Source organism: Neobacillus drentensis (assembly GCF_036965425.1).
Classification (GTDB): Bacteria; Bacillota; Bacilli; order Bacillales; family Cytobacillaceae; genus Neobacillus; species Neobacillus drentensis_F.
In genome coordinates this window covers 44,127-66,659 of the sequence record NZ_JBALPP010000006.1, presented here as the reverse complement: position 1 = coordinate 66,659, position 22,533 = coordinate 44,127, and the positions used below count along the sequence as shown (strand labels likewise).

The window sequence follows — 22,533 nt, the reverse complement described above, 5'->3', positions numbered from 1 at the left end:
AATTGTTGAAATTTAAACCTTCTAAAAAGGAAATGACAACTAGCTTCCCGTCAACTTCTTACCGAATTAAAATAAAATATCCATTTGATTCAGAGATGACGTTAGTTAATCCAAAAGAATTACATTTAGAAGAGGGGAACACCGTGGTATTTATTGAAAACATGGGTCCTGGCGGATTGAGGTTTACATCCACTCTACAATTAATGATCGATCAAGAGATTATTTTTTCTTTTGAGGCAGAGATTCTAGAGGAAAAAATCCACCTTCCTGGGGCCATTATTTGGAGTGAAGAGCTGTCTGAAGACCTTTACCAATATGGTGTGCAATTTCATGTACCCGAAACTGCCCGAACCTTCATAAACAATCTACTAAATGACTATTTCGAGACCTATTTTCATCATACTAACTAACATCAGTAACAAAGGAACCGGCACAGGTTCCTTTTTGTTTTGCTTATTGGATAATTAAACCAAGCTGATAGCATACTAAGTTTAAATGAACAAAACAAAATGAGGAATTCATGATGGATTTACTTTCACTTCATTTATTCGAAAATGAAGCAGTCCTGAAATCTACTTTCACAGATTGTCCCGATGTTATTTTTCGCAGCTTTTTAATCGGTAATAAAACAAAAGCCCTTCTCATTTATACAGAAGGTTTGGCCAATATTGAAGAAATCGATAAACATGTACTTTCCCCGTTGATGCAGCAAGAAACAACGAGACTTCCAGACATTCAGACGATTCTTGAGCAGAAGCTGTCCGTTTCGAAGGTGAAACCTTTTACTGACACCAAACATGCCGTTCAGGAAATTTCTTCAGGGAATCCGGTTATGTTGATTGATCAACAACTAGAGGGCATCACAATTGGTTTGGCAAAATGGGAAAAACGTGCCATTGAGGAACCGATAGCTGAATCTGTCGTTCGAGGTCCCAGGGATGGCTTTACGGAAACAATCAGTGTTAACATTTCGCTCTTACGAAGAAAAATTAAGAGTCCGAATTTAAAAATGAAATCATTAGTCGTGGGGCGCTACAGCCAAACGCAAATTGTTTATATGTATATCGAGGGAATTGTTGATCCTCATCTGCTTGATGAAGTCCATAACAGGCTGAACCGCATTGATATTGACGGTGTATTGGAGAGCGGCTATATCGAAGAATTCATCGAGGATGATCCTTATTCACCATTCCCGCAAATTTTAAATACAGAACGGCCGGATGTTGCGGCATCAAGCTTGCTGGAAGGTCGTGTAGTCATTTTAGTTGATGGGACACCGTTTGTTTTAATTGCACCAACTACACTTTATTCTTTGTTTCAGGCTTCTGAGGATTATTATCAACGGTTTATGATTGGAACACTTATCCGCTGGCTGCGTTATATTTTTTTGCTCATAGCCTTACTACTTCCGTCTACTTATGTGGCGATTCTTACCTATCATCAGGAGATGCTTCCAACGACCCTTTTGTTAAGCATGGCGAAGTCAAGAGAGCAAGTTCCATTTCCTGCTCTGATTGAAGCGGTTATTATGGAGATTACGTTTGAGGCCATAAGGGAGGCTGGGATCCGTCTGCCCAAACAAATCGGTTCTGCCATTAGTATTGTTGGGGCTTTGGTCATTGGCCAGGCAGCTGTCTCTTCGGGGCTTGTATCGGCACCAATGGTCATGGTTGTAGCCTTCACAGGGGTCGCTTCTTTTTCCATCCCACGGTACAACGCATCTACCGCTATTAGAATGCTCCGCTTCCCTATGATTGTAGCAGCAGGGACACTGGGGTTACTCGGGATTATGCTCGGGATTCTTGCCATCATTGTTCATTTAAATACGATCCGTTCCTTTGGCGTTCCCTATCTATCTCCAATGGCGCCAATGAAGGGAGAGGAGATGAAAGATGTATTGATTAGAGCACCATGGTGGTCCATTAAAAAGCGCCCTCGCTTGACAGGATATTCTAATACAAATCGGCAGCCGGAGAGGCAGAAACCTAACCCGCTTAAGGGAACTGAATAGGAGTTGAAGTGGATATGCTTGAACGAGGCAAAATCTCGGCATTACAAATGGCCTTTATGATGAATCCGACCATTTTAGCCACCGGTTTACTGCTCGTCCCTGCGATCACTGCGAAAACAGCCAAACAAGATTTGTGGTTATCGCCGATTTGGGCATCTTTCATTGGTTTTATGATTGTATTTGTTGCTTATCGACTGCATAGGCTCTATCCGAAGGAAACAATGTTTGAATACAGCGAGCAAATTCTAGGGAAAATTCCAGGGAAAATTGTTGGCGTGATTTTGGTGTTTTATTATTTTCATGTAACGGGCATTATCGTCCGTGAGTATGGAGAGTTTGTTTCAGGCACCTTCCTCCATCAGACACCCATGGTCGTTATTTTTTCGACCATGATTATTGTTTCTTCTATGGCTGTCTATGGCGGCCTTGAAGTGATAGGGAGATGCTCGGAGATGATTGTCCCCGTTTTGTTAGTCCTTTATTTGGTTATATTTGTTATGCTGTTAAAGGATTTAGATACCAAAAATTTTTTTCCGATGTTGGAAAACGGCTTAGGGTCATCTTTAAAGGGTTCGGTTGTCCTGCAAAGCTGGTTTAGTGAATTTATCCTTGTTTCTTTTTTCTTTCCCTATTTAAGGGATCAGGATAAAGGAATGAAATGGGGAATGATATCGGTTTTTAGTGTGATGTTTTATATGGTGCTGACCAATGTAATGTCCCTTTTGTTATTTGGAAAATTGACAGCGTCATTAACTTATCCTGTTATGGTAGCGGCTCGGTATATTAGTATTGCTGATTTTTTGGCCCATTTGGAATCGATCGTGATGGCCCTTTGGGTTGCCGGTACATTTATTAAAATTACAGTTTTTTATTATGTGCTTGTTTTGGGGACTGCCCAGTGGCTTAAGCTTACTGATTTTCGTACGATTGTGCTCCCAATAGGCTTTTTATTAATTTTATTTGGAATATGGTCTGCGCCAAATTTGCAGGTACTATCACATTTTCTTAGTACTACAGCTGCCTTTTATTTACTATCCATCCAGGTTGGCTTTCCGGTTATCCTTCTTATTATTGCATTAATTAAAAAGAAAAGACAGCAAATGAAAGGGTCAATAACAGGATGAGACGCCATTATGGGAAGGCCTCCCTTAAGAAAATCTTTTTTCTTTTTCTTATTCTTTTTGTTTTTTTATTAGCCGGCTGTTGGGATAGAAGGGAAGTAAATGATCTGGCATTGATAAGAGGTGCTGGAATTGATAAAAAACAAAATGGAAAATTGGAGCTTACGGTACTTTTGTATATACCGAAAGGCAGCACCGGCAGTGAGCAGGGAATGGAGGGCTCAGGAGGCGGCGGAGCTATGCAGACGTTGATACGCTCTGCACAAGGAAATACCATTGCTGAAGCAATGTCGATTCTTCAAGAAAAGCTGCCCCGCCAAATTTTCTGGAGCCATTGCGAAGTGTTTATCTTCAATGAGGCGATAGCTAAAGAGGGAATTGCGGAGCATGTCGATTTTTTTATTCGTATGCCAGAGCTTCGAGAACGATCTCAATTATTTATCAGCAAAGAGAGAGCTCGAAAAATATTAAGTCTTCTTCCACCTCTGGAACGTGATCTTGCAGAAGTGGTTCGAGAATTAGGAGAAGAAAAAATAGGTATGACGGTTACCACCAAAGATTTCGCGGAAATGTTGGTAAGTGAGGCTGGTGATACGGCCATTCCGTGGATTAAGATTCTTCCTCCAATTGAAGGGCAGGAAGAGAAGCGTACCATTGCCTATATTACAGGAACGGCGATATTTAAAAGGGATAAAATGGTGGGTAAAATTGATGATTCCCTTACACGAGGGCTTTTATGGCTTAGGGACGAAGTGAAGTATTCTACCATCTCCGTTACTCCTAAAGGTACAAAAGGTTATGTTTCTATGAAATTACTGCGGGCCAATTCGAAAATCATTCCGAAAATAAGAAATGGCAAATGGGAAGTCGTACTGAAAGCTGAGGCGGACGATGATATCATGCAAAATACAACCGACCTAGACGTGACGAATCCGAAAGTAGTGAAGGCTTTAGAGCACCAATTAAACAGCCAGCTTGCTAACAGAGTGAACGAAACATTAAAGGAAGTTCAAAAGGATATGAAAGCAGATGTTTTTGGGTTTGCAGACGCCTTTCACCGCGAGTATCCTGAAATTTGGAAAAAAGAAAAACATCGTTGGAATGAAATTTTTCCAAAAGTAAAAGTAACCATTGCATCGAAAATCAATATTCAAAGACAAGGAATGCAATCCGGTCACCCACTCATTTCTAGTGAGAAGGGGAAAGCAGAATGAAAATGGTTTATTTAATGGGAACGACTCTGCTTATATTATTAATGGTCCTTTCCCAGATAAAAAAAATAAACAAAAATCAAAAAAAGATAAAGTGGTTTTAATTGTTTTTTCAGTTTTTGGATGGCTGATCGCAAACCTGTTAATCTTTTTCCCGGATGTGCCCGGTCCTTCAGAATTAATTGATGTGTTGTACAAACCACTAGGAAAACTTCTTGAATAAACAGTTTTCAATATCCCTGCTAAAGGGATATTTTTTTATGTAAGGGCTTACATAATTAATTAAATATTCAGAATTGATTAATTGGTGGAAAAATTCCATTGACGAAGGGTTGTTTAGTGTTATATATTTTTACATATTGATGTTAGGAAATGTAACATGGGGGGTGTTTCCATGAAAAAGATTGAGGCGATTATTCGGCCTGAAAGGCTTACAGATACCATTAAAGGCTTGAAAAAGATAGGAATTACTGGCTTTACTGTATCCCAGGTGGTTGGCCGCGGCAAACAAAAAGATACGCAGGGTGTGTACCGCGGGAAAAATTATCAGGTGACTTTGCATCCAAAAGTAAAGCTGGAAATTGTCCTATCCGATTATTTGGTGGAGTCGACCATCCGCACCGTTGTCCAGGCAGCCCAGACAGGCGAAGACGGTGACGGGAAAATATACGTCTATCCGATTTTGGAGGCGTACAATATTCGGACGGGAACAATTGATTATGATATTGATGATTTAGCAAATCGAGAGGGGTGATCATAATGGAACTTATGTATATCAATACTATTTGGGTAGTCCTGGCTGCGGCCATGGTATTATTTATGGAAGGCGGCTTCAGTTTATTGGAAGCAGGGTTTGTCCGGACGAAAAATGCCGTTAATGTCACGATGAAGATTTTTGTCGATCTAACGATTGGAGCCTTAGCGTTTTGGCTGATTGGCTTTGGGGTTATGTTTGGTAAGGATGCCTTTGGAATTGTTGGCACAAGCCTGATTGGCAGTCCGGAAAAAATTGTTTTATCAATTCAATTGCCTAGTGTGGCGTTTGTGCTTTTTCAGATGGGATTTGCGGTTGCTTGTATCTCGATTATTTCGGGTGCACTGGCGGAGCGGATGAATTTTAAAGCCTATGTGGTCACAGCCGCTCTTATTTGTATTATTATCTATCCTTTGTCCGGCCACTGGATATGGAATAGCGATGGCTGGCTGGCGAAATTAGGCATGAAGGACTTCGCCGGTTCGGCGGCGATTCATGCGGTTGGCGGCTTTGCCGCTTTTTCGATGGCGAAATGGCTAGGACCAAGGAAGGGTCGGTTTAACTCTGACGGCAGCGTGAACGTTTTTGCCCCTAGTAATATTCCATTGGCTTCAGCTGGTGCGTTTATTCTATGGTTCGGCTGGTTTGCGTTTAATGCCGGCAGCACCCTGGATGCCTCAAGCTCTGCGCTTGCCCCGATTGCGATTAACACGATGTTAGCTGGAGCAAGCGGTGGTGCAGCTGCTTTGTTCCTAACGATGAAGAAATTTGGCAAAGCTGACCCAAGTATGACAATCAATGGTGTTTTGGCGGGATTAGTGGCGATTACGGCTGGCTGTGCGTTTGTTTCCGAATGGAGTGCAGTTTTAATTGGGGCGGTTAGCGGTTTGCTGGTGATTTATTCAACGCTATTCGTCGATTATTTAAAGGTGGATGATCCTGTCGGGGCTGTGGCTGTTCATGGTTTCAGCGGTGTGTTCGGAACAATTGCGGTTGGGTTATTTGACCGGTCAGCTGGCTTGTTGACCACCGGTGATTTCTCGCTTTTAAAGGTACAGCTTCTAGGGGCAGCTGTCGTGATTATTTGGGGGCTCCTTGGGGGAACGTTTATGGCGAAGGTTTGTGAAAAAACAGTTGGCTTCCGGGCATCTGAGCGAGAGGAAGAAGAGGGGCTTGATATGTCCTACCACGGTATTCCGGCATATAACGAATTGGAGCGTTTCACAGATCTGCCAACCAGTTTATTTAACTTCGAAGAAACCACAGGTGTCACGGTTGCTGCTCCTGTTACGAGCAAAGCAAAGGCGGAGAAACCGGTTTAATGGGAAACTTTTTGCACTGAAGGACAAAAATTAAGTTAAAATGTGATCAATCAGTCCCATAGGAGAGCCCTATGGGACACTTAGCGAAAAAACTATCAAACTGTCTATAAAAGAGCTCTATGGTACAAAACTTGGTAAAAAAACTATCAAACTGTCTATAGAAGAGCTCTATGGGACAAAACTTGGTAAAAAAACTATCAAACTGTCCCATAGAAAAGTTCTATGGGACAAAACTTGGTAAAAAACTATTAAACTGTCCCATAGAAGAGCTCTATGGGACAAAACTTAGCGAAAAAACTATCAAACTGTCCCATAGGAGAGCCCTATGGGACAAAACTTGGCGTAAAAACTCCCGAACTGTCCCATAGAAGGGCCCCAATGTTCCTCATTCCAACTCTCAATGCATCCCGAGCAAAAATAAAAAGGCGGCTGATTAAGCCGCCTTCATTATTGGGCCAATGCTCCCCAACTGCTTACCCGGTTCCGCCCGGCATTTTTTGTTTGGTACAATGCTTTGTCCGCTTGTTCCATTAATTCGCTGGTGGACCCAACCGATCCGTCCTGATAAGTGGCAATGCCGATACTTACGGTTATTACCCCATATTCCTGTGAAGCTTGATGAGGGATGTTTAACGTCTCAATCGCCTCGCGGACTTTCTCAGCAATGATAACCGCTCCGGCTGAATCGGTTTCCGGAAGAATGATGGCGAATTCCTCACCGCCATAGCGGGCCGAAATCTGGGGAGGAACAAGAAGCTCTTGGACAAGAATACCAATCTTTTGCAAACAGCGATCACCTGCTGGGTGACCATATGTATCGTTATAAGGTTTAAAATAATCTATATCAAAAAAAAGCAGTGACAGCGGTGTTTTGGCCTCGTCAGACTTGATCCATTCCTTTTCAAGCTGTCGATCAAAAAAGCGCCGGTTCGATAATCCGGTTAAGCCATCAATATTAGACAAATAGTGCAATTGCTGCTCCATCTTTTTCCGCTCAGAAATATCTCTTGAAACAGCCACCACTTTTGTCACTTCTCCATTTTCAATGATGGGTGTTCCGCGCATATCGACATCAATCCAATCCCCAGTTGCATGCCGCCAGCGGTATTCCGTTACTAAAATACTTTTGTCGATGACCACTTTATGGAACATCTCTCGAACACGATCAACATCATCCGGGTGAATGTATTCACGAGGATACTTTCCGATATACTCAATCGGCTTCCCGCCAAAAAGTTCGATAGAGGGAGAAGCATAAAGCGCCATTCCTGTCGTGTCCAGCACCATGACAACATCCGACATATTCTCACTAATTAAGCGGAATTGTTCCTCGTTCTCCTTTATTCGATTTTGAAGAAAACTAGTTTTTAATAGATAATTAATCAAATAGAATATACAGATTGCACTAATCATGGAGGTCGTCCAAAAAGCAACGGTAATAAGCAGCAGTGTGCTTAGGTCCTTAATTAAATAAATAGCTGCGAGATTAATAGAAATTAAACAATAGATATTCAAAAATACCCATTTCCTCCATTGGGTGGCATAGGTGGAAATGAGACCGCAGGCAATGGCCATGTGGATGGCATTAAAAGCCCCCATGAAAGCCGGCAAATCTGTTTGCCCGTTAAAAAAGATTCGCGAGATAGCGATGATACTTCCTGTTAGGAATGCAGAAGGAAATCCCCCAAAAAGGGAACTAATGATAATGGGAAAATGCCGGAAATCGACAAGAGTCCCCGTGCCAAGCCGCAATCCATAAAACATCAGGATTGACCCAACTATGCCAAAAAACAAACCAATGAATAGTTTTGACTTGCCCTTTAGGATTCTTGTGTTTAGGTGATGAATATCGAAAAAATTGCCTTTATTTTTAAAAAAGTAATGGATAAGGACGATGGATGAAGTTAAGATGGCAAGGTTAGCGATGAGGTCCATAATTAAATTTTTATACATACGTACACTACCCCGTTAATTTGTAAATATTACCTAATCTATCGTATCCTATTATCCGAAGCATCACAATAACAACATTTAGACATTTTCCAACGCCTTATAAATCGCCTTTTTCTTGTACATCTCCTGGTCTGCCGACTCTAGAATTTCCTCGAGCGTAACCTTTGTCCCCGGCTTATAGTGGTAATATCCCTGGCTTGCCGAGATTTCGTACGGTTTCTGATTGGAAACGTTAATCTCATGGAAGGCACACTGAATGTCAGCCTACACTTCCTCGACGTTTTCGATTTTCTTTTTAAAAAAGATCACGATAAATTCGTCCCCGCCTAGGCGGAATAACACGTCCTGGTGATCTAGGTTTTCGCTAATTGTCTCACAGCACGTTTTAATCAGATCGTCACCAATTGAATGACCAAAACGATCATTGACGATTTTCAAATTGTTTATATCAATATAGCAAATGATAAATTCCTGCTTATCCTCCTTAAGCAGCTCTCTTAATAGTTCAATGCCGCTGCGGCGATTGCGAATGCCAGTCAGCATATCAATTGATGCATGCTGAAGGAGCTCAGCCTCTTTCTTTTTCATGTCAGTAATATCAGTCGAATCAATTAAAATGCAGGTGTCCTCAAGGTAATCAACCAATTCAAAATTTAGCAGTGACCATTTCCATACGTTAGCTGTAATTTGCTGCTCTGTTACATAGTTTTTAATGCTTTTTTCCTTTAATAGCCTATTTAAAATTTCCTGCTTCTCATTTGGACTGCTGAAAAAAAAGCTTGTATCAACATGTTCCGGGTAGTATTCGACCGCTTGTTTATTAATGAGGACAATCTCATCACTATCGAGCTTTGTCAGAATTAACGGGTTTGGATTCAAATTAAATAGTCTCCGAAAACTTTCCTCATTCCGGCTAAGCTTCTGCTTGTTTAAATAGTCATTTTTTCGAAACGAATAGAAGGCCAGTGCAATGGTAAATGAAATGACGGCGGTCCCTGTCGAGTTAATTAATATGGAGAGGTACGAATAATGATGGGGCTCAATTAGATATAAGCCGATTAAGAATAAAATATGGACGGTGACATACTGGAATAATAGATTCCTGGGACGAATCGGGAAGATGGCCGCGACTCCCAGTAATATTATGATATAGGCGTAAATGTTTCCGGTGAATAGCTGGCTGTTAATAGAGGAAACGGCTCCTATCAACAAATAGAGGGAAACATAGCCACTTACGATCAAACCTTTAGGAGCTATCTTATTCGGGTAGATCATTAGAAATATGAGTGATATCACCAGTCCAGCAAGATGTACGCTTTCGAGCACCCATTTAAAAATGGGCTTGTCGAGATTTTTATAAAAAATAAAGTCGACGATGAAAAAACATGGATAGGTGAAAATCAGCATATAAGAAATGAGTTTTATTCTTTCAAATAACTCCTCTTCATTAACTTGATTGAATTCTTGTGTTGTTAATAGATTCTTAGTGAAGGACTTCAAGTTGATCCTCCTTTTTTCTATTTTTCTTCGGTATTTTAGCATATTTTTGGTTAAAGGAAAGGGTATTCCGGTTTTTTTAAATAAAAAAGCCGATATTGGGGACCGCATACCCTTTATCAGCTAATCGAAATTTATAATAGATGGAGGATTATTTTTACCCATCCTAATAAGGCCAGCCATAATGGGATGCTTAGCGCTGTACCCCATAGCAATCCTGTGAAAAAACTTTCCCGCTCTTCCATTAAAACCACTCCTACCTGAACGAATTCCTTCATCAGTATGGTCAAGTTCGTGGATATCTATTACTTAAAATAGCAAACAGAACAGCGGAAAAATGGAGAAGCGTGTCAGGTAGAATTAAATGTTTTCGACAGAAAGAATCAAGTCCTTTATCTTTTCCCTCGCACCCGTACGCCATTGTTTGACAGCTGAGACCGAAACCTTCTCCCGTTCGGCAATCTCTCTAATCGAAAAACCGTAGAAGACCGAATCGCGGACCCACTTTCTTTGGTTTGGTGTCAGCGTGGAGCAATAGGTTAATAGAGTTTCTTTTTCCATTGGACAGGCTGAATGATCGTCTTCAATGGCGGTCCAAAATTCTTCCTTAGGGTAAAGGTTTCGTTCGCTGTCCCGATACGATTTGCCTAATTCCATGAGAAGGTGGCCGCGTATATAGGAGTAGGCATAGTTAGTAAAGCTTCCTTTTTCAGGATTGAAACGCCTGCTTGCCTCCCACAGGGCGATGAGCGCCTGCTGGTAAAATTCATCTTTGTTTTTGTAAAGATGGAGCGAGTTGATAATCTTTTGGATCATCGGCTGGTACTGTTCTACTAATTTTTCGAAGCTTTCCAATGGTAAATTCCTTTCAGAAAGCGCGCTATACTTGATATTCCCGGGTACCTTTACCATAGCCGGAATAGCACAGCTTATCGAATGTCACAAAATCACTTTTGAAGGGCATTTTCGCTTGAAACAGTCGATTTTTATGCACAAAAGTGGTTTTTGGAGCTGATTTTTACTCATTCGTTAGATTATTAACATAAAAAAATCTTTTGCAAGAATCGTCGAAATTTGTTTATTGAAACCTCATTGACTGAAATGAAAATTTGGACTATTCTAAATTCAACCCACAAGCAATTGACTATCTACTTAACTAGCAAAGTTGAAAGCGTTTTAATGGACCCTATTTTTTAAATAATTACTTAAATTGGTATATACCATTATTGAGATTGACAAATTTTGTAGGAACCTCAACAATTAGTTTTAGGAGTGACCATTAACTAAAATAGGGGAATATATCAGATGAGCAGAATGATACGAGACGAAGAAGATCAGGTTCCTTTTTATAAGCAGCTAAAGGAAAAGATTCTAGATGATATTGAGAGTGGAAAGCTGAAGCACGGGGATAAGCTTCCGTCTGAAAGGGAGCTGGCAGAGCAATTTCAAATCAGCCGGATGACGGCGAGGCACACACTTTCAGTCCTGGAAAGAGAAGGTGTGGTCGAGCGGCGGGTAGGCGCGGGAACGTTCATCACCAACAATAAAATTGAAATGGACTTTATTACCTTTAATAGTTTTACGAAAAATATGATGAACAAGGGGTTTATTCCCAGCACAAAGGTGCTTTCCATCGGAAAGACCGTGGCCAAGCCCCATATCGCCAGGAAATTGAATGTGCCAATCGGAGAAACACTTATCTCCTTAAAACGATTGCGCTCAGTCAATGAAATGCCGGTAGCGATCGAAGAATCGTTTATTTCTGAAAAACTATGTCCAAATCTCGAACAGTTTATCTTCGATAATGTATCTCTCTATCAAATCTTGGAGGATCAATACGGGATTGTTCTAGTCAAGGCAAAGGAGCAAATGCAGGTTACTTTTTCGGAGGAAAGTGATAGTAAGCTATTAAAAATCCGCTCCGAAAGTCCGTGTATATATCAGGAGTCCGTCGCCTACGACCCCCACGACCAAGAAATAGAATTTTCCACTTCTTTAACTAGAAGCGATATCGTAAGGTTTTATTCTGAACTGAATCTGAAATGATTTTGTTTCAGATCTACATGAAATGGTATATACCATTAAGGGAGGGAACTGAGATGAAGGTAATTGGTGTAGGCGATAATGTGGTCGATAAATATATGTATAAAAAAACGATGTATCCCGGCGGGAACGCCCTGAATTTCGCCGTCTATGCCAAGCAATTAGGGATTGAATCCGCCTATCTAGGCGTTTTCGGGAATGATTTAGCGGCAGTACATATTATTGAAACATTAAAAAGCTTGGATGTGGATATTTCAAAATGTCGCCAGCATAAAGGAGAAAACGGTTTTGCCGCGGTCGATTTAGTTGATGGCGACCGGGTATTTATTGGCGGGAATGGTGGAGGTGTACAGAAGGATCATCCAATTGTTCTTAACAACGAAGACCTCGACTATGTTAAATCTTTCAATCTAGCTCATAGCAGCATCTACAGCGATATGGATACAGAGCTGCCAAAATTGAAGGAAGCGGGCATTCTCGTATCCTATGATTTTTCGAGTGACTACACTGATTCATTGCTACAACAAAATTGCCCCCATATTGATATTAGTCTCCTTTCATGCGGGCAGCTGGCTGTTGAGGAAGCTGAGAATCTATTAAAACGAGTTTATAACTTTGGCAGCAGGCTGGCGATTGGCACGATGGGCTCGCGGGGCGCGGTGGTTTTTGATGGCGAGAATTTTTACCGTCAAGAGCCGCATTTTGTTCAGCCAGTGGATACACTCGGTGCCGGCGACTCCTTTTTTACAGCGTTTATTCTGCATCATTTAGCTGGAAATCAATTAGAAAGCAGCTTGGAAGAAGGCGCAAAATTCGCAGCCAAAACCTGTCTGGTCGAGGGCGCTTTTGGCTATGGGATTCCATTTTAATTTTTATAAAAATAAGGAGGGTTTATTGCTATGAAAACAAAGCTGGTCTTAACATTCATGTTGGTGTTCGCCCTGTTGCTCGCGGGGTGCTCGAGCTCTTCGTCCACAAAGGAAGATGAGTCGGGAAAAGTAGTGTTAAAGTTTCTGCATAAGTGGCCGCAGCCAGAATACGCTCCCTATTTTGAAGAAGTGGTTAAAGATTTTGAAAAGCAGAATCCTAACATCAAGATTAAGATGGAAGCCATTGCCGATGAACCGATCAAGGACAAACTTCGTGTCATCCTCGGTGGCAACGAGGTTCCGGACATCATGTTCTCCTGGTCCGGCGAATTTGCCCGCAAGTTCGTCCGCGCCAATGCAGCCCTAGATTTGACCCCGTATCTAAATGAAGATACAGCTTGGAAGAACAGCTTTATTCCAGCATCCCTGCAGCCTTTCACCTCTGACGGAAAAAACTACGGTATCCCGCTTCGATTCAATGGTAAATTCTTTGTTTACAACAAGAAAATTTTTGAAAAATATAACCTGCAGGAGCCCGCGACCTGGGATGAATTTTTACAGACTCTCGATACGTTGAAAAAGGGCGGTGAAACTCCGCTCATTCTTGGAAATCAAGATCCATGGGCCGCGATTCATTACTTAACAGGATTAAACCAAAAAGAAGTTTCTCAGGATGTAAGAATGAAAGACTATAATCCAGGTTCAGGCGAATTCACTGACCCAGGCTATGTCAAAGCGATGGAACTGTTAGCAGATTTGAATAAAAAGGGTTATTTTATGAAAAATGTCAACTCCAGCTCACATGATATGGCGAAGCAATTATTCTTCGCCGGCAAGGGCGCGATTATGTATGTGGAACTAGAGGAATTTGCCGATATGGATAAAAACATGAAGGGCAATTGGGGCTTCTTCCCGATGCCGTCGATTGCCGATGGAAAAGGAAACCAGAATTTCATCACCGGCGCACCAGATGGCTTTATCGTTTCTTCGAAAACCAAGCATCCTAAAGAAGCAATCCAGTTCCTGAAATTCTTAACAAGCAAAGAAAATTCTTTGAAGCTGGTCAAAGAAATCGGTTGGCCAAGCCCGATTGACGGAGCCACAAACCCAGACACAGCTTTGAAGGAAGTGGCTGAAGGTGTTGAGGCGATGAAGAAAGCAGAAGGCATGGCGGAGTGGCTTGATACTGATGTTCACGCAAAAGTGGCGGATGTGTATTTATCTAATATCCAGCTCTTGCTGGATGGATCGAAAACACCGGAACAAATTATTAAAGAAGTTCAAAAGGTAGCGAAGCAAGTCCAAAGTGAAGTGGAATAAGAATGAGAAGGGCAGGCATTTGCTTGCGATTTGCCTGCCCCCTTCCAGGAGGGAGAAGATATGACAAGAACCTTTCGCAATAGCCGTACGGCCTTACTATTTATTTTGCCGGCACTCCTTCTCATTCTCATGTTTGTGTTTCTGCCGATTGTCTTAAATCTCTACAATAGCTTATTTAGGTGGAATTCGTTCGAGGTGGGGAAAGCATTTGTTGGCTTAGAGTATTACGGGAGGCTTTTTAAAGACCCGATCTTTTTTACGGCTTTGAAAAATAATTCCTTATACGCGGTCATTTCGTTACTGTTTCAAGTCGGCGGCGGTTTGGTTATTGCTGCTATTTTAGAAGATAAATTGATTCGAAGGTTCCAGCCCTTTTTCCGGACGGTGTTTTTTATTCCGTCTGTTGTATCGATTGCGGTTGTCGGATTGCTCTGGCAGCTCCTTTATAATCCGGAAGTCGGCTTGGTTAATGGTGCCTTGAAGGCGATTGGACAGTCGGAATGGGCACGCTCCTGGCTTGGTGATAGTGAAGTGGCCATATACGCGGTCGTTGCGGTGTCACAATGGCAGTATACCGGCTATATGACGATGCTGTTCATTTTAGCGATGCAAAAAATTCCGTATGAATACTATGAAGCGGCGATGATTGATGGCGCTTCTAAAATTAAAACGTTCCTGTTTATTACCTTGCCGCAGATTAAGGAAATGATTCTAGTTGGCACGGTGATCACCGTGATTGGCGCGTTTAAGGTGTTTGATGAAGTGTACATTATGACTAACGGGGGACCGGGCCGTTCGACGGAAGTGCTGGGGACGATGCTGTACCGGGCGGCCTTCCGAAATGATGAAATGGGCTATGCCTCAACAATCGGAACAGTGATTTTTGTGATAACGCTGACCCTGTCTTTGGTTCAGTTGAAATTAGGGAAATCGGGACAGGAGGTGTAGCTGGTATGGAACCTTTGGTGAATACGGAAAAAGTGGCGGAGTTTCGCAGTTCGCGGGTTAACTTGACCTTGGTCAAAAATAGATTGTTTCAATCTGTGGTGTTCATCTGGTTTAGTGTCTTCGCTTTATTGATCATTTACCCGATTATCTGGCTTGCCTTAAGCGGACTGAAATCGAATAGTGATTTTTTCTTGAATACGTGGTCGCTGCCAAAGGAATGGCTGTGGAGCAATTATAAAGCTGCCTGGGACGCGGGTATCGGCCAATTCTTTTTAAATAGTGTGCTCGTGACGCTTGTTTCAGTGCTGGCGGTGCTGCTGCTCGGGTCGATGGCGGCTTTTGGCTTGAGCCGTTTCCATTTTAAAGGCCAAAATCTGGTGCTTGTCCTGATTTTAAGCGGTTTAATGCTGGCACCACAGGTCAGCTTGATTCCTTTGTTTAAATTGCTGCAGGGGCTGGGTCTTTACAATACGTATTGGGCGTTAATTCTTCCGTATGTGGCGTTTCAATTGCCGTTTGCGATTTTCTTAATGAGATCTTACTTTTTATCCATCCCGCGAGAGCTTGAGGAGTCTGCAATTATCGATGGCTGTAATAGCTGGAAGGTGTATTGGCACATTATCATTCCGATGGGGAAGCCGATTATTGCTTCCTGCGCGTTGCTGGCGGGGATGAATGTCTGGAATGAATTTATGTTCGCGCTGGTATTCGTGGAGGATTCTGCGCTTCGAACGATTCCAGTTGGTCTAATGAATTTGCGGAGTCAATTGAATACTAATTTTGGAATCCAATTGGCCGGCTTAGGAATTTCTGCGCTGCCGATGATTATTGCCTATATTCTCTTTCAAAAACAATTTGTGCGCGGGCTGTCGGCTGGCAGTGTGAAGGGTTGATTAGGGGAATGCTTCCCTTTTTCAGCCTGGACGGAGGAAATGGTATATACCAAATGGATGATGGAGGAATGGAATGGGATGGGAAATTTGAAACGTTCGCAGATCACGGGCATGAATTTTCATTATCTGCATTATCCGCTGGAGTATTTTTTGGATGCGATGGTGAAGTTTGAGTTTGAACAAATTGAGTTATGGGGCGCATCGCCGCACTTGTATGTAGAGGATTTGCCGCTTGCTCAGGTTCGTCAGATTAAGGGAGAGATCGATCAGCGGGGGCTGAAGGTCGTCTGCTTCACTCCTGAGCAATGCATGTACCCAATCAATTTGGCCGCCAAGGAGCTCGTGATTCGTGAAAGAAGTATTGCTTATTTTAAAAAATCGGTTGAGACGGCTGTTGAATTAGCAGCGCCAATGGTGTTGGTCACGGCCGGCTGGGGTTACCGGAATGAAAGCAGGGAGGAGGCATGGAGGCGGTGCCGGGACTCGCTGGAGCAGCTGACGGCTTATGCTTCGGAACAAGGAGTGGTTTTGGCGCTTGAGCCTTTGCAAAAAATTGAGTCGAATTTGATTTGTACGCTGCCTGACTTAGCGGAGATGCTCGAATCGATTCCCTCTCCTTATTTAAAAGGAATGGTCGATACGATTCCGTTGGCGGTGGAAGGCGAAGAGCTGTCTTCCTATTTTGAGAGGCTGCAGGAGGATTTTGCCCATATCCATTTTATTGATGGGAATCCAGGCGGACATTTAGCCTGGGGCGACGGGAATCTGCCATTGGAGAAATACATCGGGACGCTGAGTGAGTACAATTATGAGGGTGCTTTGACACTAGAGTTTACTGCTTCAGAGTATTTGCTGGACCCAGACGCAGCGATAGAAAAATCGTTGCGGACACTGGCCCCATTTTTCACCGATACTGCGGGTTCTTCTTTCTAATAAATTGATGTGATAAGTGAGCGATTGTCGATTCGCCGATATACCCCGGAAATTCGCCGATAAAATGAAAAATCCGCCGATAAATTTGAAAATCCGCCGATATCTCATTCAAATTCGCCGATATTTTGTAATGTTCCACCGATAACCAAATAACGGAGCAATAAAAAGGTTCGTTTTATGCCAAAACCCATAAAAAAGGAGGACAAAAAATTGTTAGCAGACGTTAAAAATGCCTTAGAGGTTTTCAAAAAACGCGAAATTGACCGAGTTTATTTCGTCGCATGCGGGGGATCTTCCTCCCTGATGTATGCCAGTAAATATGTATTAGATCGTGAGAGTGCAACAATCGATTCTGATTTATACAGCTCCAATGAATTCATTCACCGCAACCCGCGAAAGCTCAATGAAAAATCACTGGTAATTTTGTGCTCACACTACGGAAAAACACCAGAAACCGTGGAAGCGGCCCGCTTTGCACGCGAAAAAGGGGCATTAACCGTTTCATTAACCTTTGATGCTGATGCACCGCTGGCCCATGAGTCTGAATATGTCATTGTTTATGAAGATGGCAAAGAAGCAAATTACCTGAACGAATCACCTGCGATTATGCTCGAGCTTGTTTTCGGACTCCTTGCAGCTAAAGAAGGTAATGGAAAATTCAATGATGTTGTTTCTTCATTAGAAAACCTAGGGCCAATTTTAGAAAAAGAAAAGGCAAAATTTTTACCACGGGGAAAGGCGTTTGCGGAGTCCTATAAGGATGACAAGGTTATTTACACAATGGGCAGCGGAGCTGACTACGGGATTGCCTACTGGTTTGCGATATGCCTGCTAATGGAAATGCAGTGGATCCATTCCCATGCCCTCCATGCCGGCGAATACTTCCATGGACCATTTGAAGTGCTAGATAAAGACGTTCCAGTCATTCAGTTGTTAGGTTTGGATGAAACTCGTCCGCTAGAAGAGCGTTCCTTAGAATTCACCCAACGTTACGGTGAAAGAGTCGTTGTTCTTGATGCAAAGGAATTCGACCTAACGGCCGTGGCCGACAGTGTTAAAGGCTATATTGCCCCACTTGTATTACAAGCCGTGCTCCGCCAATACGCTGAAGAGCTGGCCGAAGCCCGCAACCACCCGCTAAGTACCAGACGATACATGTGGAAGGTCCCGTATTAAAAGGAAAGTTAATTTGGTGTCAGGCACCAAAGAAAGACATTTTCACCATTTTGTCCGCGGTGGGAGTACATTTCTCTTTTAGGTAAGGATGTACACTGTAGGCGTAAGAATGTCCATTAATGGCCTTGACGCCAACCAACTAAAATAAATTTTGGAGGTATAACCATGTTAAAGTTTGATGCTGAGTTATTTTTAAAGATTTTAGGGCAGGAAGCGCTGGCACAAAGGCCGGAGATTGAGCGGGTGGTGGATGAAATCGCCACTAAGGGGTTTAAGAATATTTTCCTTATCGGATCAGGCGGGACGATTGCAATGCTGTACCCATTTGAATATATCTTGAAATCGAATTCCTCTTTAGAAGTTCATGCGGAGATTGCGGCGGAGCTGCTAGTCATGAACAACCGTCACCTGACAAAAGACTCTGTATGTGTGTTCGCTTCTGTCACCGGTACTACGAAAGAAACGGTCGCTGCCGCCCAGTTCTGCAAGGATAAGGGGGCGACGACGATTGGGCTGGTGGCGAAGGCAGGCACCCCGCTCACCGAAGCCGTCGATTATTGCATTTTGGCTCCTGATGAAAAGCATTCCTTTGATACCTTCTTTCTATATTTACAGCTCTTGACCTTCCGTCTCATCCATAACAACGACGAGTTCCCGCAATATAATCAATTTGCGAAAGAATTGGAACTTCTCCCGCAAGGCATGGTCAAGGCGCTCGAAGCCTTTGACGAACGGGCAGAGCAATTCGCCATTAAGCACAAGGATACCGGGTACCACATGCTGGTCGGGGCGGGCAATCTTTGGGGCAACACTTATTCCTATGCGATGTGCATTTTAGAGGAAATGCAATGGATCAAGTCTAAATCGATCCATGCGGCGGAGTTTTTCCACGGGACACTCGAGCTTGTCGAAGAAGATACAAGCGTTATCCTTTTCAAAGGAGAAGATGAAACCCGTCCGCTGGTGGAGCGGGTCGAGCGATTTGCTGAAAAAATTACAAAAGAGCTATTCATTCTGGATACAAAGGATTATGCCTTGGATGGAATCAGTGAGGAGTTCAGGAAACATTTGGCCATTAGCGTAAACTGGGCCTTAACCGGACGGATCAGTGTGTATCTGGAGCGGGAACGCAATCATCCGTTGGAGATGAGACGCTATTACCGGAAAATGGAGTATTAAGGGGGGGATGTAATGTTCAATTTCGACTCGGAACGGTATTTAAGAATTCAAAAGGGAGCGTTGTCTCTTAAGGATGAGCTGGATGCGGCCATTGATTCCATGTCAGAAATAAAAAATGTATTTTTTGTAGGTACAGGCGGCGCCGCAATTCTCATGTATCCTGCTGAATACATCTTAAAAACGTATTCCACCCTGCCTGTTTTTACTGAAATCTCATCGGAATTAATGGTGATGCATCATCAACACTTAAACCAACATTCCTTAGTGATTATGCCTTCCTTATCCGGTACAACCAAAGAGACGGTGGCAGCGGCGGAATTTGCCCGTGAAAAAGGGGCGACGACCATCAGCCTGGTTGGCCATGCCGATACACCGTTAGCGAAATTAACGGATTACACCTTCGTTAATTTTGCGGAGGACGATACCTCATGTGAGTCGTTTTACATCCAGTCCTATTTGATAGCGTTCCGCCTGATGTATAAACGAAAGGAATTCCCGCAGTACCATCAATACATTGAGGAAATGAACTTGCTGCCAGACGCACTTTTAAAAGTAAAGGAAGCAGCCGAGCAGCGGGCATCCGCATTTGCCCAAAACCATAAGAGAACGTCTTACCATATTCTTTCCGGTGCAGGCGTAGATTGGGGGCAAACCTATTACTACGGGATGTGTATTTTAGAAGAAATGCAATGGATCAAAACCCGTCCTGTCCATGCCTCCGATTTCTTTCACGGCACGTTAGAGCTGGTGGAGAAGGATACGAGTTTAATTCTGCTCAAAGGCGAGAATCCCACCCGCCCTCTGATAGAGAGAGTAGAGCGGTTTGCTGAGCATTACTCCAGAGAGGTAACCGTTTTTGATACGAAGGATTATCCGTTAGAGGGGATTTCGGAGGAATTAAGGGGTATAATCTCACCGATCGTGTTTGCGAGTCTTCTCGAAAGGGTCAGCTGCCATTTAGAAGCGCAAAGGAACCATCCGCTGACGACGAGACGGTATTATAAAAAAGTTCCATTTTAATGATCGGAGTCTTCACATTTTGTGGAGGCTTCTTTCAATTTGCATGCCTGTACAAAAAATTTGCAGAAATCTGCATCACTAGATATTAGCGATAGACTGGTTCAGTGACTACATAGGGTTGCTTTTGGAATAAAAATGGGAATGAAATTACGAGAGTTTAATAGTAGAATACTAATAGACTTTTAATGGAAATGGGGTTAGAGGAAGTGCGGAGATTTGCAGCGGTAATACTTGCGCTTCAGCTTGTGCTGGTGCCTGCGGTGGGGTTTGCCGAGGGGATGGATTCGGCAGCGGCAACGCCTGAGAAGACGATGAGCCAGAAATTATCTTCGGAAAAAGCACCGAAGCAATCGGTAAAGAAAGCGGATTTTATGGATCCACAGGATTATCCTTTAATTGCGAATGGCGATTTTGTTGATGATTTATATGATAGTGTTGGCAGTTATCATTATATTTATTTTGATGATGTGACTTCTGTTAGTTCGGATCTGATGAATGTGAAGTTGACCTACGAGTCAGATTCATCTACGGAAAAAGATAGTCTTTTGACCCTCGAACTATATAAAGAAGCGGCGGGTTCTTTAGAATTCTTAGGCAGTGCAGATTATGATATGACCGGGTATAATGGTGTTTATTTAAATACAGAATTGGCCAAAAGTGATTTCAGCGATCAGCCTTATATTTATATGAGAATAGGAATTTCGAAATCTAGTGATGATCCTTATTATGCTGATGTGCTTACTTTTAAGGTGGCAAATCCGTTTTATGCTGCGCCGAGGGACAGTGTACCGGACGATCGATATGCGGTTATTAGTAATGAGTCTGTTGATGGAGAGGCGATTCAGGCCTCCGGGGCTTTTAATGTGAAAAAAATGAAGGTCACGACCAGTGCAAGTTTGAATCGTGAGGCTTATAAGATTGACTATAATAAACCATTTGACCATTCAGCTTATAAAGGCAAGCTGGTTCGAAAAAGCGCCCGGTCTTTGATGCCGGTATATAAAATCGGCGATCAAAAGTTATTTTGGGTGTCAGATCTAACGACGAATACAGATACGCAAATTAATGCCCGCTTAGCTTACAGCGGAGCAAAAGCGAATGTATGGGTTTATGATAACCAAATTACTGATTCTGATGCTGAAAAATTAGGGACGGAATTTGACAATAAGATTTATTCCACTGTGACCACTAATTTTGGGCCGGAATCGGATGTGGACCATGATGGAAAAATAAATATTTTATGCTATGACATTCAGGATGGATATTCGGATACCAGTGGCGGCGGCTATATCGCCGGGTATTTTTATTCCGGGGATTTATACAATGTCGATCATTCCAATCAGTCAGAGATTTTTTATATGGATACGTATCCAACAATGGGCATAGGTTCGGCAAAGGATGTCACTGGCGCTTATGAGACGCTTGCCCACGAGTTTCAGCATATGGTGAACTTCAATCAAAATGCGTTAATTGAAGGAAATAGTGATGGTATGGATACATGGCTGGATGAGGCTTTATCGATGGCAGCCGAGCAAATCTATTTGGGGCACGGTCTTTCCGACCGGATTGAGTATTATAACCTTTCTTCGTCCATCAGAAATGGACATTCTCTGTTGTATTGGGATTATAACGGAGATACACTTGCCAATTATTCTCTGTCTTATTTGTTTGGTCAGTATCTAAAAATTCAAACCGGGCAGGGAAATCGGATTTTTAAAGAAATTTTAGCGAATCCGAATAATAATTATAAGGCCATTGAGGATGTGGCGAAAAAGTATATCAGTCCTGATATGACGTTTGGAAAATTAATGACCAATTTCCGGATTGCGCTCTTATTAAAAGAAGGGGCCGGTCCATACGGATTCAAGGGTGATCCGTTTTTTGATACGCTGAATGAGAAAATTTTTACCGGCAGTTCTGTGAATTTGCGCGGCGGCGGCGCGGTTGTGACAACTTATAATTCAAAGGATGGATTTGTCCAGCCCGCTTCAAAAGGCAGTAAAGTAAGTTATACTTTTTTTAAAAAAGGACAGGAAAATAATGGGGTTCCACTGCTATTCGGCTGGGTTTTAGCAAATGGCAAGTGGTATTATTATGATTTGAAAACCAGTGAGTTGCAGACCGGCTGGCTGTTAGACGGCGGCAAATGGTACTACCTTGATGCGAGCGGCGTGATGAAAACGGGCTGGTTAAAGGATGGGGGTAAATGGTACTATCTGGCTGGCAGCGGAGCCATGAAGACGGGCTGGCTGAAAGATGGAGCTAAGTGGTACTATCTGGATG

19 protein-coding genes are annotated in these 22,533 nt (G+C 42.7%); 16 read left to right on the top strand and 3 right to left on the bottom strand.

What is annotated here, in order from left to right:
* The 6 genes from V7161_RS01095 to V7161_RS01070 form a co-directional block, all read left to right on the top strand.
* A partial coding sequence (locus V7161_RS01095; RefSeq protein ID WP_335441887.1) for a PilZ domain-containing protein occupies nucleotides 1–410 on the top strand: 410 nt, incomplete at its 5' end.
* Between the two features lie 110 nt (nucleotides 411–520).
* Nucleotides 521–2,011 (top strand): spore germination protein, encoded by a 1,491-nt coding sequence (locus tag V7161_RS01090; RefSeq protein ID WP_335441886.1) that lies wholly within the window; start codon nucleotides 521–523, stop codon nucleotides 2,009–2,011.
* A 14-nt stretch (nucleotides 2,012–2,025) separates the two neighbouring features.
* Nucleotides 2,026–3,135, top strand: a complete 1,110-nt coding sequence (locus V7161_RS01085) for a GerAB/ArcD/ProY family transporter (RefSeq protein ID WP_335441885.1) — start codon at nucleotides 2,026–2,028, stop codon at nucleotides 3,133–3,135.
* Nucleotides 3,132–4,346, top strand: a complete 1,215-nt coding sequence (locus tag V7161_RS01080) for a Ger(x)C family spore germination protein (RefSeq protein ID WP_335441884.1) — start codon at nucleotides 3,132–3,134, stop codon at nucleotides 4,344–4,346. The genes V7161_RS01085 and V7161_RS01080 overlap by 4 nt, the downstream gene beginning before the upstream one ends.
* A gap of 391 nt (nucleotides 4,347–4,737) precedes the next feature.
* Nucleotides 4,738–5,097, top strand: a complete 360-nt coding sequence (locus V7161_RS01075) for a P-II family nitrogen regulator (protein WP_335441883.1) — start codon at nucleotides 4,738–4,740, stop codon at nucleotides 5,095–5,097.
* A gap of 5 nt (nucleotides 5,098–5,102) precedes the next feature.
* Nucleotides 5,103–6,419 (top strand): ammonium transporter, encoded by a 1,317-nt coding sequence (locus tag V7161_RS01070; RefSeq protein WP_335441882.1) that lies wholly within the window; start codon nucleotides 5,103–5,105, stop codon nucleotides 6,417–6,419.
* Between the two features lie 447 nt (nucleotides 6,420–6,866).
* Here V7161_RS01070 and V7161_RS01065 read toward each other — a convergent pair whose 3' ends face one another.
* From V7161_RS01065 to V7161_RS01055, 3 genes are all read right to left on the bottom strand, one after another.
* Nucleotides 6,867–8,372, bottom strand: coding sequence for a diguanylate cyclase domain-containing protein (locus V7161_RS01065; RefSeq protein ID WP_335441881.1), 1,506 nt, complete (start codon nucleotides 8,370–8,372; stop codon nucleotides 6,867–6,869).
* Nucleotides 8,373–8,636: 264 nt separating this feature from the next.
* Complete coding sequence (locus tag V7161_RS01060) at nucleotides 8,637–9,872, bottom strand: GGDEF domain-containing protein (protein WP_335441880.1); 1,236 nt, start codon at nucleotides 9,870–9,872, stop codon at nucleotides 8,637–8,639.
* 357 nt (nucleotides 9,873–10,229) lie between these two features.
* Complete coding sequence (locus V7161_RS01055) at nucleotides 10,230–10,724, bottom strand: sigma-70 family RNA polymerase sigma factor (protein ID WP_335441879.1); 495 nt, start codon at nucleotides 10,722–10,724, stop codon at nucleotides 10,230–10,232.
* 450 nt (nucleotides 10,725–11,174) lie between these two features.
* Between V7161_RS01055 and V7161_RS01050 the strand changes: the two genes are divergently transcribed.
* From V7161_RS01050 to V7161_RS01005, 10 genes are all read left to right on the top strand, one after another.
* Nucleotides 11,175–11,915: a GntR family transcriptional regulator gene (locus tag V7161_RS01050; RefSeq protein WP_335441878.1), complete on the top strand. Its 741-nt coding sequence runs from the start codon at nucleotides 11,175–11,177 to the stop codon at nucleotides 11,913–11,915.
* A 53-nt stretch (nucleotides 11,916–11,968) separates the two neighbouring features.
* Complete coding sequence (locus tag V7161_RS01045) at nucleotides 11,969–12,781, top strand: fructoselysine 6-kinase (protein ID WP_335441877.1); 813 nt, start codon at nucleotides 11,969–11,971, stop codon at nucleotides 12,779–12,781.
* Nucleotides 12,782–12,811: 30 nt separating this feature from the next.
* On the top strand, nucleotides 12,812–14,101 hold the full coding sequence (locus V7161_RS01040; protein WP_289987190.1) for an ABC transporter substrate-binding protein: 1,290 nt from the start codon (nucleotides 12,812–12,814) through the stop codon (nucleotides 14,099–14,101).
* Nucleotides 14,102–14,161: 60 nt separating this feature from the next.
* Entirely contained in the window at nucleotides 14,162–15,049 is an 888-nt protein-coding gene (locus V7161_RS01035; RefSeq protein ID WP_335441876.1) for a carbohydrate ABC transporter permease, read from the top strand.
* Between the two features lie 5 nt (nucleotides 15,050–15,054).
* On the top strand, nucleotides 15,055–15,942 hold the full coding sequence (locus tag V7161_RS01030; RefSeq protein WP_335441875.1) for a carbohydrate ABC transporter permease: 888 nt from the start codon (nucleotides 15,055–15,057) through the stop codon (nucleotides 15,940–15,942).
* Nucleotides 15,943–15,981: 39 nt separating this feature from the next.
* On the top strand, nucleotides 15,982–16,875 hold the full coding sequence (locus V7161_RS01025) for a TIM barrel protein (protein WP_335441874.1): 894 nt from the start codon (nucleotides 15,982–15,984) through the stop codon (nucleotides 16,873–16,875).
* A gap of 189 nt (nucleotides 16,876–17,064) precedes the next feature.
* Complete coding sequence (locus tag V7161_RS01020; RefSeq protein WP_420491542.1) at nucleotides 17,065–18,051, top strand: SIS domain-containing protein; 987 nt, start codon at nucleotides 17,065–17,067, stop codon at nucleotides 18,049–18,051.
* 165 nt (nucleotides 18,052–18,216) lie between these two features.
* A complete protein-coding gene (locus V7161_RS01015; protein WP_335441872.1) occupies nucleotides 18,217–19,230 on the top strand; it encodes an SIS domain-containing protein in 1,014 nt (337 codons plus the stop codon).
* A gap of 12 nt (nucleotides 19,231–19,242) precedes the next feature.
* The gene (locus V7161_RS01010; RefSeq protein ID WP_335441871.1) at nucleotides 19,243–20,250 is read left to right on the top strand and encodes an SIS domain-containing protein; all 1,008 of its coding nucleotides are present in this window, start codon (nucleotides 19,243–19,245) and stop codon (nucleotides 20,248–20,250) included.
* Nucleotides 20,251–20,456: 206 nt separating this feature from the next.
* The coding region (locus V7161_RS01005) for an N-acetylmuramoyl-L-alanine amidase family protein (RefSeq protein ID WP_420491540.1) at nucleotides 20,457–22,533 on the top strand (2,077 nt) is incomplete at its 3' end.

Coding starts and splice junctions, on each gene's coding strand:
- V7161_RS01090 (WP_335441886.1), top strand. CDS start 521: ATGATGGATTTACTTTCACTTCATTTATTCGAAAATGAAGCAGTCCTG.
- V7161_RS01085 (WP_335441885.1), top strand. CDS start 2,026: ATGCTTGAACGAGGCAAAATCTCGGCATTACAAATGGCCTTTATGATG.
- V7161_RS01080 (WP_335441884.1), top strand. CDS start 3,132: ATGAGACGCCATTATGGGAAGGCCTCCCTTAAGAAAATCTTTTTTCTT.
- V7161_RS01075 (WP_335441883.1), top strand. CDS start 4,738: ATGAAAAAGATTGAGGCGATTATTCGGCCTGAAAGGCTTACAGATACC.
- V7161_RS01070 (WP_335441882.1), top strand. CDS start 5,103: ATGGAACTTATGTATATCAATACTATTTGGGTAGTCCTGGCTGCGGCC.
- V7161_RS01065 (WP_335441881.1), bottom strand. CDS start 8,372: ATGTATAAAAATTTAATTATGGACCTCATCGCTAACCTTGCCATCTTA.
- V7161_RS01050 (WP_335441878.1), top strand. CDS start 11,175: ATGAGCAGAATGATACGAGACGAAGAAGATCAGGTTCCTTTTTATAAG.
- V7161_RS01045 (WP_335441877.1), top strand. CDS start 11,969: ATGAAGGTAATTGGTGTAGGCGATAATGTGGTCGATAAATATATGTAT.
- V7161_RS01040 (WP_289987190.1), top strand. CDS start 12,812: ATGAAAACAAAGCTGGTCTTAACATTCATGTTGGTGTTCGCCCTGTTG.
- V7161_RS01035 (WP_335441876.1), top strand. CDS start 14,162: ATGACAAGAACCTTTCGCAATAGCCGTACGGCCTTACTATTTATTTTG.
- V7161_RS01030 (WP_335441875.1), top strand. CDS start 15,055: ATGGAACCTTTGGTGAATACGGAAAAAGTGGCGGAGTTTCGCAGTTCG.
- V7161_RS01025 (WP_335441874.1), top strand. CDS start 15,982: ATGGTATATACCAAATGGATGATGGAGGAATGGAATGGGATGGGAAAT.
- V7161_RS01015 (WP_335441872.1), top strand. CDS start 18,217: ATGTTAAAGTTTGATGCTGAGTTATTTTTAAAGATTTTAGGGCAGGAA.
- V7161_RS01010 (WP_335441871.1), top strand. CDS start 19,243: ATGTTCAATTTCGACTCGGAACGGTATTTAAGAATTCAAAAGGGAGCG.